This window comes from Kineococcus indalonis, from assembly GCF_009906395.1.
Lineage (GTDB): Bacteria > Actinomycetota > Actinomycetes > Actinomycetales > Kineococcaceae > Kineococcus > Kineococcus indalonis.
Window position 1 is genome coordinate 1 of the sequence record NZ_JAAALM010000080.1, and the last position, 10,521, is coordinate 10,521.

General features: G+C 74.8%; 11 protein-coding genes. 8 read left to right on the forward strand and 3 right to left on the reverse strand.

Translation table 11 applies throughout. The annotated features are described in order from the left end of the window. Nucleotides 1-14: 14 nt before the first annotated feature. Nucleotides 15-1,700: a ribonuclease J gene (locus tag GTR00_RS06230; RefSeq protein WP_166610771.1), complete on the forward strand. Its 1,686-nt coding sequence runs from the start codon at nucleotides 15-17 to the stop codon at nucleotides 1,698-1,700. A 99-nt stretch (nucleotides 1,701-1,799) separates the two neighbouring features. On the opposite strand, the gene GTR00_RS06235 is transcribed toward GTR00_RS06230, so the two are convergent. Next, on the reverse strand, nucleotides 1,800-2,579 hold the full coding sequence (locus GTR00_RS06235; protein ID WP_166610772.1) for a sporulation protein: 780 nt from the start codon (nucleotides 2,577-2,579) through the stop codon (nucleotides 1,800-1,802). A gap of 110 nt (nucleotides 2,580-2,689) precedes the next feature. Here GTR00_RS06235 and GTR00_RS06240 point away from each other — a divergent pair, with 110 nt between their 5' ends. Beyond that, nucleotides 2,690-2,980: a hypothetical protein gene (locus GTR00_RS06240; RefSeq protein ID WP_166610773.1), complete on the forward strand. Its 291-nt coding sequence runs from the start codon at nucleotides 2,690-2,692 to the stop codon at nucleotides 2,978-2,980. A gap of 26 nt (nucleotides 2,981-3,006) precedes the next feature. Continuing rightward, a complete protein-coding gene (locus GTR00_RS06245) occupies nucleotides 3,007-3,558 on the forward strand; it encodes a cyclase family protein (RefSeq protein WP_166610774.1) in 552 nt (183 codons plus the stop codon). Between the two features lie 9 nt (nucleotides 3,559-3,567). On the opposite strand, the gene GTR00_RS06250 is transcribed toward GTR00_RS06245, so the two are convergent. Then, complete coding sequence (locus tag GTR00_RS06250; protein WP_166610775.1) at nucleotides 3,568-4,998, reverse strand: Nramp family divalent metal transporter; 1,431 nt, start codon at nucleotides 4,996-4,998, stop codon at nucleotides 3,568-3,570. Between the two features lie 134 nt (nucleotides 4,999-5,132). Between GTR00_RS06250 and GTR00_RS25585 the strand changes: the two genes are divergently transcribed. The 4 genes from GTR00_RS25585 (at nucleotide 5,133) to gdhA (ending at nucleotide 7,711) form a co-directional block, all read left to right on the forward strand. After that, nucleotides 5,133-5,681, forward strand: coding sequence for a hypothetical protein (locus tag GTR00_RS25585; RefSeq protein ID WP_166610776.1), 549 nt, complete (start codon nucleotides 5,133-5,135; stop codon nucleotides 5,679-5,681). Continuing rightward, entirely contained in the window at nucleotides 5,621-5,887 is a 267-nt protein-coding gene (locus GTR00_RS06260) for a molybdopterin-dependent oxidoreductase (protein ID WP_166610777.1), read from the forward strand. Before GTR00_RS25585 ends, GTR00_RS06260 begins: the two co-directional genes overlap by 61 nt. Beyond that, nucleotides 5,884-6,294 (forward strand): (2Fe-2S)-binding protein, encoded by a 411-nt coding sequence (locus tag GTR00_RS23575; protein WP_166610778.1) that lies wholly within the window; start codon nucleotides 5,884-5,886, stop codon nucleotides 6,292-6,294. The genes GTR00_RS06260 and GTR00_RS23575 overlap by 4 nt, the downstream gene beginning before the upstream one ends. 67 nt (nucleotides 6,295-6,361) lie before the next feature. Next, nucleotides 6,362-7,711 (forward strand): NADP-specific glutamate dehydrogenase, encoded by a 1,350-nt coding sequence (gene gdhA, locus GTR00_RS06270; protein ID WP_166610779.1) that lies wholly within the window; start codon nucleotides 6,362-6,364, stop codon nucleotides 7,709-7,711. A gap of 52 nt (nucleotides 7,712-7,763) precedes the next feature. On the opposite strand, the gene GTR00_RS06275 is transcribed toward gdhA, so the two are convergent. Then, complete coding sequence (locus GTR00_RS06275; protein ID WP_166610781.1) at nucleotides 7,764-9,005, reverse strand: glycoside hydrolase family 27 protein; 1,242 nt, start codon at nucleotides 9,003-9,005, stop codon at nucleotides 7,764-7,766. A 157-nt stretch (nucleotides 9,006-9,162) separates the two neighbouring features. Here GTR00_RS06275 and GTR00_RS06280 point away from each other — a divergent pair, with 157 nt between their 5' ends. After that, complete coding sequence (locus tag GTR00_RS06280) at nucleotides 9,163-10,476, forward strand: Gfo/Idh/MocA family protein (RefSeq protein ID WP_166610780.1); 1,314 nt, start codon at nucleotides 9,163-9,165, stop codon at nucleotides 10,474-10,476. Nucleotides 10,477-10,521: the final 45 nt, after the last annotated feature.

A 10,521-nucleotide genomic window follows, 5' to 3' on the forward strand; every position in this document is an offset into this window, starting at 1 on the left:
GCAGGAGGAGCCGCATGAGCCACCCCCACCCCGAGCTGTCCGCCCCGCCGCCGCTGCCGGACGGCGCCCTGCGCGTCGTCGGCCTCGGCGGGCTGGGCGAGGTCGGGCGCAACATGACGGTGCTCGAGCACCGCGGCAAGCTGCTGATCATCGACTGCGGGGTGCTCTTCCCCGAGGAGCACCAGCCCGGCGTCGACCTGATCCTGCCGGACTTCGCCCCCATCGCCGACCGCCTCGACGACGTCGTCGCGCTCGTGCTCACCCACGGCCACGAGGACCACATCGGGGCCGTGCCGTACCTGCTGCGCTCGCGGCCCGACATCCCGCTGGTGGGCTCGCAGCTGACGCTGGCCCTGGTCGAGGCCAAGCTCAAGGAGCACCGCATCCGCCCCTACACCCTGGGGGTCAAGGAGGGCCAGACCGAGCAGCTGGGGCCGTTCTCCTGCGAGTTCATCGCGGTGAACCACTCCATCCCGGACGCGCTCGCGGTCGCCGTGCGCACCGACGCCGGCCTGCTGCTGCACACCGGCGACTTCAAGATGGACCAGCTGCCGCTGGACGGGCGCATCACCGACCTCAACGCCTTCGCGCGCCTGGGCGACGAGGGCGTGGACCTGTTCTGCGTGGACTCCACCAACGCCGAGGTGCCCGGGTTCACCGCCCCCGAGCGCGACATCGGCCCGGTCCTGGAGCAGCTGTTCGGCCGCGCCGAGCGGCGCATCGTCGTCGCCTCCTTCTCCAGCCACGTGCACCGCGTGCAGCAGGTGCTCAACGCCGCCGACGCGCACGGCCGCCGCGTCGCCTTCGTGGGCCGCTCGATGGTGCGCAACATGGGCATCGCCGCCGACCTGGGCTACCTGGAGGTCCCGCCGGGGGTGCTCATCGACCTCAAGCAGGTCGACGACCTGCCCGACGACCGCGTGGTGCTGATGTGCACCGGCTCGCAGGGCGAGCCGATGGCGGCGCTCTCGCGCATGGCCAACCGCGACCACCGCGTGTCCATCAACGCCGGCGACACCGTCGTGATGGCCAGCTCCCTGATCCCGGGCAACGAGAACGCGGTCTTCCGCGTCATCAACGGCCTGATCCGCCTGGGCGCGAACGTGGTGCACCAGCAGAGCGCGAAGATCCACGTCTCCGGGCACGCCAGCGCCGGGGAGCTGCTCTACTGCTACAACATCCTCAAGCCGCGCAACGTCATGCCGGTGCACGGCGAGTACCGCCACATGGTCGCCAACGCCGAGCTGGCCGTGAAGACGGGCGTGCCGCGCGACCGCGTCGTCATCGCCGAGGACGGCGTGGTCGTCGACCTCGTCGACGGCAGGGCGAGCATCACCGGTGCGGTCCCCGTGGGGTACGTCTACGTCGACGGCTCCAGCGTCGGGGAGATCACCGAGGCCGACCTGAAGGACCGCCGCATCCTCGGCGAGGAGGGGTTCATCTCCATCTTCGTCGCGGTGGACTCCGTCACCGGCAAGGTCGTCTCCGGCCCGGAGTTCAACGCCCGCGGCTTCATCGGCGACGGCGACGACCGCTTCGCCGGCATCCGGTCCAAGGTGGAGGCCGCGCTCAACGAGGCCACCACCGGCGGCGTGGACACCTACCAGCTGCAGCAGATCGTGCGGCGCACGGTGGGCTCCTGGGTCAGCCAGAAGCACCGCCGGCGCCCGATGATCGTGCCCGTGGTCGTCACCGCCTGAACCCCGCACCGCCACGGCCGGCCCGCGACCACCAGGTCGCGGGCCGGCCGTCGTCAGCCCCTCGTCAGCCCCTCGTCGGCGCAGCGGCGCGTCAGCGGCTCACCAGCCCCAGCCGCGGCGCGAGCCCAGCTCGCGCACGGCGGCCTCCAGGGCGCCGGCCACCCGGGCGCGGTCGGTGTCGGCGTGCGACAGGCGCAGCCGGCTCACCACGTCGCGGCCCTCGGTGAGCAGCCCGCCGCGGCGGTCGGCCTCCAGCACCACGTCCACGCCGTGCGGGTCGGCCAGGAACGTCACCTCCAGCTCGTTCACCCCGCGCACGTGCCGGGGCGGGGCGAACTCCAGCTCCTGGTGGAAGGGCAGCTCGGAGCCGCGCACGCGGCCCTTCTCCACGTCGGCGCTCTTGAAGCGCCAGCCCAGCGAGCCCAGCGCGTCCACCACCGCCTGCTGCACCGGCAGCGGCGCCACCGTCAGCGCGTCCAGGTCGCCGGGGTCCACCGCGCCGGCGACGACGAGCCTGGTGACCACCCCGACGTGCACCCCGCGCAGGTGCCACCCGCCGATCGCGGTGACCGGCGTCTGCCACGGCAGCAGCAGCGAGAACGGCAGCTCCGCGCGCTCGCCGGGCGCGGTGGTGAAGCCGCCGCCGACGCGGGCGCGGGCGAAGACGACGTCCTCGCGCCACTCGGAGTCGCCGCTCTCCACCTCCACCCGGGCCTGCAGGGCGACGACGACCTCCTGCACGTCCTGGGCCACCGCACCGCCCACCACGACGACCCGGCCGGCGACCGGGCCGCCCGGCCGGGCCACGTCCCGCTCCAGCACCGTGTCCACCGACGCCGCCCCGGCGCCGAACCGCGCCGCGAGGTCGCGCAGCCCCATCTCGTCCTCCCCGTCCCGGGCCGCCGGCCGGCCCCCACCGTGCTCGACGGGCGGGGCCGGTGCCGCGTTCCCGGCGCGCGCGGCGCCGGGTGCTGCGGCACGGTGGGGGCATGACCGTGCGACCCGTGACAGTGGACGTCTCCCTCGTGCGCCCGGAGGACCGCGAGCGTTCCGCGGACCTGGTGGACCGGCTGCGCGAGGCGCTGCCGGACCTGGCCACCGTGGCCGACCCCGGCGGGCCGGTGACCCGCACCGACGACGGCTCCGGCCTCACCGCGCACCTGCGGGTCGACGCCGAGGGCGACGCGCAGGCGGAGCGGCTGGCCCGCGAGGAGGTCGTCGAGGCGCTGGGCCGGCTGGGCTTCGCCGACACCGACTACACGGTCGACGTCGTCGTCTGAGGGACCGCCGCACCGAGGGGGTGGCCGTGGACCGGCAGCTGATCGACGTCACCGTGCCGCTCGTGCCCGGCCGGGTCCCGCTGTACCCCGGGGACACCGAGCTCGTCGTGCAGCGCCACCAGTCGCTGGCGCAGGACGGCGTGAACGTCTCGCGGCTGACCTGCTCGGCGCACTGCGGCACCCACGTCGACGCCACCGGCGCCGTGGGGCACCTCGACGCGGCCGCGGTGCGCGCCCTGCGGTTCCCCGCGGGCACCGAGCGGGTCCTGCTGCGCACCCGCGGCGGCGCGCTGTGGGACGGGCCCGCCTTCAGCGAGCGGTTCCCGGCCCTGACCGGGGACGGGGCGGCCGTCCTCGTCGAGCGCGGCGTGCGCCTGGTGGGCATCGACTACCTGTCCATCGCCCCGTTCGACGACCCCGCCCCCGCCCACGAGGTGCTGCTGCGCGCCGGCGTCGTCGTCGTGGAGGCCCTGGACCTGCGCGCCGCCGCCCCCGGCCGCTACGCCTTCACGTGCCTGCCGCTGCTGCTGCCCGGCTCCGACGGCGCGCCCGCGCGGGCGTTCCTCGCGCCCGCCTGAGCCCGGTGCTCAGCCCAGCAGCCGCTGGACCTGCTGGTTGAACGTCAGCACCGACAGGGTGCCGAAGAGCAGCACCGCCCACACCAGCACCGCGACGCGCACCCCGCGCGGCCGCAGCGGAGCGGGCAGCACCCGGCGGTTGAGCAGCAGCAGCAGGCCGGAGTAGATGAACATCATGAACCCGCCGACGACGGCGGAGATGACCAGCAGCACCAGCGGCGCGGTCAGCCCGACCAGCAGCACCACGCAGCCGAAGAGGACCAGGCCCCACACCAGGACGAAGTAGACCTTGCTCTCCGAGGTGCGCTTGAGGTAGCTCACGCGCAGCACGTCCGCACCCAGGCGGCTGGTGTAGTCCACGATGCCCAGCGCCGCGGCGAACAGCGAGATCACCCCGACGACCCAGAAGAGGGTGCCGAACCAGTCCCCGACGACGTCCTTGAGGACCTCGCCCTCCGTCTGCACGAAGGAGATGTCGTTGGCCAGGTCCGGGCGGCCGAACACCGTCGCGTAGGCGAGCAGGGAGGTGAAGGTGATGGTGATGAACGTGATGAGGACGAACGTGACGAGCTGCTCGGTGTTCGCCACGCGCCACCAGCGCCGCCAGTGCGCCAGGTTGCCCTCGGTGGGCTCGAAGGCGTACCCGGTGCTGGGGGCGGCCTCCGGCTTGCCGGTGACCGGGCTGACGATGCGCGGCACGTAGGCGCCCATGCCGAAGCCCTTGTCGCGGATCCAGTTGCTCTGGCAGAGGTTCTGCCCGCCGCCGGCACCGGCGAACGCCAGCGCCCCGGTGAGCAGGGCGAACCCCAGCTCGGAGGGCACGGTGGCCCGCGTGACGATGTCCGGCACGTCGCCCCACGCCCCGGCGTCGATGGCGAACGTCGCGCCGATGACGACGAGGACCAGGACGGCCACGACCTTGAACGTCTCGATGCGCTCCAGCGCCGTGTAGACCACCGGCGCCAGGGTCAAGACCGCCCCGATGACGACGAGCATGACGATGGCGATGGGGGTGACGCTGCCGCCGACGAGGTAGGTGAGCAGGGTCGCGGAACTGGTCACCCACCCCGGCCACAGGTTGGCGAAGTACGCCAGGAGCGCGAACACCAGGCCCCAGTGCTTCCAGAAGCGGCTGAAGCCGGTCAGCGCCGTCTCGCCGGTGGCCAGGGTGTACCGCTCGATCTCCATGTTGATGAAGAACTGCGTCACCAGGCCCACCAGCGCCGCCCAGACGAACACCAACCCCACCTGGGAGGCGATGTAGGGGTAGAGGATGAACTCCCCGCTGGCCAGCCCCACGCCGGCGGCGACCACGCCCGGCCCGAGCACCGGCAGCAGCCGCGGCGGCCCCGGGGGCAGGTCGCGCAGCTGCGGGGCGGGCAGGTGCCTGGTGGGGAAGCGCTCCAGCACGGAGCTGCGGGTGTCGCGGTCCTCGGACATGCCGGCCTCCTCGACGGTGACTGCGGCGGTGATCGTGGCACCGCGCCCGCGGCCGCCGCAAGGACCGCCCCGAGGACCGCTCCGGCCGCTCCGGCCGGGTGGTGCGGGGCGCACCCCGGGTGTGCACTGGAGCGGTGACCGTCGAGCTGACGCGCCGCGAGGACCTGCGGCTGCTGCGCGGAGCCGGCCGTCACGTCGCCGACGTGCCCCTGCCGCGGCTGCTGGACGCCGCGTTCGTGCGCAGCCCCGTCGCGCACGGCGTGCTCGTCGACGTGGACGTCTCCGCGGCCCGCGGCGTGCCCGGCGTGCTGGGGGCCTGGGCCGCCCGGGACCTGCCGGGCCTGCCGGTGGTGCCGCCGTTCGGCCAGCCAGGTGACGCCGAGGGGTGCGACTGGCCCTCGCTGGCGGTGGGCAGGGTGCGCCACGTCGGCCAGCCCCTCGCCGTGGTGCTGGCCGACGACCGCTACCGCGCCGAGGACGGCGTCGACGCGGTGCGGCACCGGATCGAGCCGCTGCCCGCCCTCGTCGACCCCGCCGCCTCGGGGTCGACCCCGTGGAGCTGCGCCGCAGGAACTTCGGGCGCGCCGGGCAGCGCCCGGTCGGCATCGGCTTCTGCAGCTACGTGGAGCGCTCCGGCGGGGAAGGGCCGATGCTGCGCGAGTTCGGCAGCGGGGAGGCCCTGACGGACGGCACGTTCGTCGCGCGCTGCGGCACCTCCTCCACCGGGCAGGGCCGCGAGACCGCCCTGGCCCGCGTCGCCGCCGACACCGCCGAGGCCGCCAGCGGCGTCGGCAGCTTCGGCAGCCGCTCCCTGCAGACGGGTGGCGCCGCCCTGCACCTGGCCGCCGGCGAGCTGGTCGACCTGGCCCGCCGCCGTGCGGCGCGGTGAGCCTCACGAGCACCCACCTGGCGTGCGAGCAGAGCGTGTGCGGGTCGTGCACCGTCTCCCTCGACGGGCGCGCAGTGCGCTCGTGCCTGGTGCTGGCCGTCCCCTGCGAGGGCCGCGCGGTGCGCACCGTGGAGGACCTCGCCGACGGCGAGGGCGCCGAGGGGCTGAACCCGCTGCAGCGGGCGTTCTCCGCCGAGCACGCCCTGCAGTGCGGTTTCTGCACCCCGGGTTTCCTGGTGCTCGCGCAGACGGCGCTGGAGCAGGACCCCGCCGTGGTCGACGACCCCGAGCGGCTGCGGCGCCTGCTGACCTCGAACCTGTGCCGCTGCACCGGCTGCGAGCCGATCCGCCGGGCCGTGCTGCGGGCCCCCGGGCGCGACCCGGACGCGCCGCACCGGCTCCACTAGGCTCGCGTCGACCCGTCGAGCGCGCGGCGGAGCACCGTCCAGCACCGTGGCAGGAGGCAGCACCGCCGTGACCCGCACCGTCGCACCCCTCGTCGAGGCGATCTACGAGGACGTCGTCCGCCGCAACCCCGCCGAGGAGGAGTTCCACCAGGCCGTGCGCGAGGTGCTGGAGTCCCTCGGGCCGGTCCTGGCGCGCCACCCGGAGTACACCGAGCTGAAGACCATCGAGCGCATCTGCGAGCCGGAGCGGCAGGTCATCTTCCGCGTCCCCTGGCAGGACGACCGCGGCGAGGTGCAGATCAACCGGGGCTTCCGGGTGGAGTTCAACTCCGCGCTGGGGCCGTACAAGGGCGGGCTGCGCTTCCACCCCTCGGTCTACCTCGGCATCGTCAAGTTCCTGGGGTTCGAGCAGGTGTTCAAGAACGCGCTCACCGGGATGCCCATCGGCGGCGGCAAGGGCGGGGCGGACTTCGACCCCAAGGGCCGCTCCGACGGGGAGGTCATGAGGTTCTGCCAGTCGTTCATGACGGAGCTGTACCGGCACCTCGGTGAGCACACCGACGTGCCGGCCGGCGACATCGGCGTCGGCGGGCGCGAGATCGGCTACCTGTTCGGGCAGTACAAGCGCATCACCAACCGCTACGAGTCCGGCGTCCTCACCGGCAAGGGCCTCACCTGGGGCGGGGCGCGGGTGCGCACCGAGGCCACCGGCTACGGCGCCGCGTTCTTCGCCTCCGAGATGCTCACCGCCCGGGGCACGTCCCTGGAGGGGCGCACCGTCGTCGTCTCCGGCTCGGGCAACGTCGCCCTGTACGCCGTGGAGAAGGCCGAGCAGCTGGGGGCTCGGGTGATCGCCTGCTCCGACTCCGCCGGGTACGTCGTCGACGAGGGCGGCCTGGACCTGGAGGTGCTCAAGCAGGTCAAGGAGGTCGAGCGGGGGCGCCTGAGCGACTACGCCGAGCGCGTGCGCTCGGCCCGCCACGTGGCCGGCGGTTCCGTGTGGGACGTCCCGTGCGAGGTGGCCGTGCCGTCGGCCACGCAGAACGAGCTGGACGGCGAGGCGGCCGCCCGGCTGGTGCGCGGCGGCTGCATCGCCGTCTCCGAGGGCGCCAACATGCCCTCCACGCCCGAGGCGGTGCAGGTGTTCCGCAGCGCCGGCACCGCCTTCGGGCCCGGCAAGGCCGCCAACGCCGGCGGGGTGGCCACCTCCGCGCTCGAGATGCAGCAGAACGCCTCGCGCGACAGCTGGACCTTCGAGCACACCGAGGCCCGGCTGGAGCGCATCATGCACGACGTGCACGCCCGCTGCGCCGAAGCCGCCGAGGAGTACGGCTCACCCGGCGACCTCGTCGTGGGCGCGAACGTGGCCGGTTTCCTGCGCGTGGCGGAGGCGATGCACGCGCACGGCCTGGTCTGAGCCGCGCCCCCGCCGGCTGAGGGCCCCCGGTGGGCCCTCAGCCGGTGGGCCGTCAGCCCGCGGGGCTCAGCAGGAGCAGCCGGGTCCCGTGCGCGGGGACCTCCAGCTCCACCGCCTCCGCGGTGCACGCGACCCCCTCCCCGGACCACAGGTCCCGCACCGCGCCCAGCGGACCGGTCCCGAGGTCGCCGGCGCTCAGCCGCAGCGGCCCGCTGGGTCCCTCGCCGATCCAGAACACCGCCGCGCAGGTGCCGCCGGGCAGGTCGGCGGTCCACACCACCAGGTCCTCGTCGCGCACCACCTCGCGGTTGCCGGAGCTGGTGCGCAGCACCTCCAGCACCGCGTCGTTCGTCAGCAGCGCGTGGGTCTCCGGCGGGGTGTCGGGCAGGTGCCCGCCGAGCATCAGCGGGGAGCGGGCCACGCACCACAGCGTCACCATCGTGCGCTGCTCGTCGAGGGTGAGGCGGCTGAGGCGGTCCTCGCCGCGCTCGGCGCGGATGCCGATGCGCCCCAGGGGCAGCATGTCCAGGTCGGCCCAGCCGCCGGGGCCCTGCAGCGGCGCCCACCGCGCGGCGCGCTGGAACTGCTCGCGCACGTCCTCCCACCGGTCCCACAGGTCGTCGCTGACCCGCCAGACCTGCGCGTGGGCGCGCAGGTGCGCCGCGCGCGCCAGCGACAGGCGCCGCCCGGGGGAGGTGGACAGCACGATCGGGCGGCCGCTGCGGCGGATCGCGGTGGCGTAGGCGGCGACGTCGCGCTCGTGGTACGGGTGCAGGACGTCGTCGAGCTTGAGGTAGTCCACGCCCCAGGCGGCGAACTGCGCGACCTGCGCGTCGTACCAGGCCTGCCCCGCGGGGTGGTCCAGGTCCACCCCGACGTCGTCGGGGTTCCAGGCGCAGTCGTCGTCGGGCACCGCGATGTCGCGGGCGGTGGCGTCCGTGCCCAGCACCGGCAGGTCCAGCTCCACGGCCCTGCGGGGGATCCCGCGCATGACGTGCAGGCCGAAGCGCAGGCCGCGCTCGTGCACGGCCGCGGCCAGCGGCGCGAAACCGGCCCCGCCGGCGGCGGAGGGGAAGCGGTTGGGGGCCGGCAGCTGCCGGCCGTGCGCGTCGAGCACCGGGTCGGACACCGGGCGGTACCCGCCGGCCCGCGTCACCGGCTCGTACCACTGGATGTCCACCACGACGGTGTCCCAGCCGTGCGGCAGCAGGTGCTCGGCGAGGTGGTCGGCGTTGGCCAGCACCTCGGCCTCGGTGACGGTGGTGCCGAAGCAGTCCCAGCTGTTCCAGCCCATCGGCGGGGTGGCGGCGAGCACCGCGGGTGCGTGCTCGGGTGCGCGCTCGGGTGTGGGCTCGGGGTGGGGCACCGGTCCTCCTCGTCGTTGACGGCGGTTCCGGGAGGAGCCTAGGGTCACCGTCGGGAAAGGGCTTTCACGGCTCGAGGGGGAGACGATGGCGCAGCGCCGCTACGGCCTGGTGGGGTGCGGCTCGCGGGCCCGCATGTACGCGGGCGCGATGACCGGCGCGCACTCCGACGACGCGCGGCTCGTCGCGCTCGGCGACACCAACCCCGGCCGGGCGGAGTTCCACCGCGCCGCCGCCGAGGCCGCCGGGGCGCACCCCGTCGTCTTCCACCCCGACGACCTCGAGCGCGTGGTCGCCGAGCACGGGCTGGACCGCGTCGTGGTCACCTCCCCGGACCGCACCCACGCCGACCTCGTCGCCCGCTCCCTGCTCGCCGGCGCCGACGTCGTCGTGGAGAAGCCCCTGACCACCGACGCCGACGGCGCCCGGCGCATCGTCGAGGCCGTCGAGCGCACGGGCCGCTCCGTCGTCATGACGTTCAACTACCGCTACTCCCCGCGCAACACCGCCCTCAAGCGCGTCATCGCCTCCGGCGCCCTCGGCACCGTCACCTCCGTGCACTTCGAGTGGGTCCTGGACACCGCCCACGGCGCCGACTACTTCCGCCGCTGGCACCGGCGCAAGGAGGACTCCGGCGGCCTGCTCGTGCACAAGGCCTCCCACCACTTCGACCTCGTCAACTGGTGGATCGACGACGAGCCGCGCCGCGTGTTCGCCAGCGGCGGGCTGCGCTTCTACGGCCCGGGGAACGCCGCCGCCCGCGGCCTGGGCCCGCGCCCGGCCCGCGGCACCGGCGGCGACCCCGGCGACCCCTTCCAGCTCGACCTGCGCGGCGACGAGCTGCTGCAGCGCCTCTACCTCGACAACGAGCAGCACGACGGCTACCTGCGCGACCAGGACGTCTTCAGCGGCGAGATCGACGTCGAGGACAACCTCTCCCTCGTCGTCGACTACGCCGGCGGGCCGAGCATGTCCTACTCCCTCAACGCCCACGCCCCCTGGGAGGGCTACACCGTCGCCGTCAACGGCACCGCCGGGCGCGCCGAGCTCACCGTCGTCGAGCGCGGCGCCGTCGCGCCCGGCGGCGGCATCGACCCCAGCGCCGTGCCCGAGCAGCGCGACGCGCGCGACGCCCGGCCCGTCTCCGAGCGCCTGCTCGTGCAGCAGCACTGGGGCACCGCCCGCGAGGTGGCGATCGAGCAGGGCGCAGGGGGCCACGGCGGCGGCGACCAGCGGCTGCTGCGCGACGTCTTCACCGGCCCCGGCGACGACCCGCTGGGCACCGCGGCCGACTACACCGACGGCGTGCGCGCCGTCGCCGTCGGCATCGCCGGCAACGCCTCCCTGGCCGGCGGGCGCGCCGTCACCGTCGACGAGCTCGACCTGTGGGGCCGCGGCTGAGGCACGCCCCTCGACGCGGCGCGCGGCGCCCGGCCGGGACCCGCC

Bases quoted from the DNA above. Each gene is read 5' to 3' on its own strand.
- GTR00_RS06240 (WP_166610773.1), top strand. From the start codon at position 2,690: ATGACCGTGCGACCCGTGACAGTGGACGTCTCCCTCGTGCGCCCGGAG.
- GTR00_RS06275 (WP_166610781.1), bottom strand. From the start codon at position 9,005: ATGGGCTGGAACAGCTGGGACTGCTTCGGCACCACCGTCACCGAGGCC.
- GTR00_RS06235 (WP_166610772.1), bottom strand. From the start codon at position 2,579: ATGGGGCTGCGCGACCTCGCGGCGCGGTTCGGCGCCGGGGCGGCGTCG.
- GTR00_RS06280 (WP_166610780.1), top strand. From the start codon at position 9,163: ATGGCGCAGCGCCGCTACGGCCTGGTGGGGTGCGGCTCGCGGGCCCGC.
- GTR00_RS06230 (WP_166610771.1), top strand. From the start codon at position 15: ATGAGCCACCCCCACCCCGAGCTGTCCGCCCCGCCGCCGCTGCCGGAC.
- GTR00_RS06250 (WP_166610775.1), bottom strand. From the start codon at position 4,998: ATGTCCGAGGACCGCGACACCCGCAGCTCCGTGCTGGAGCGCTTCCCC.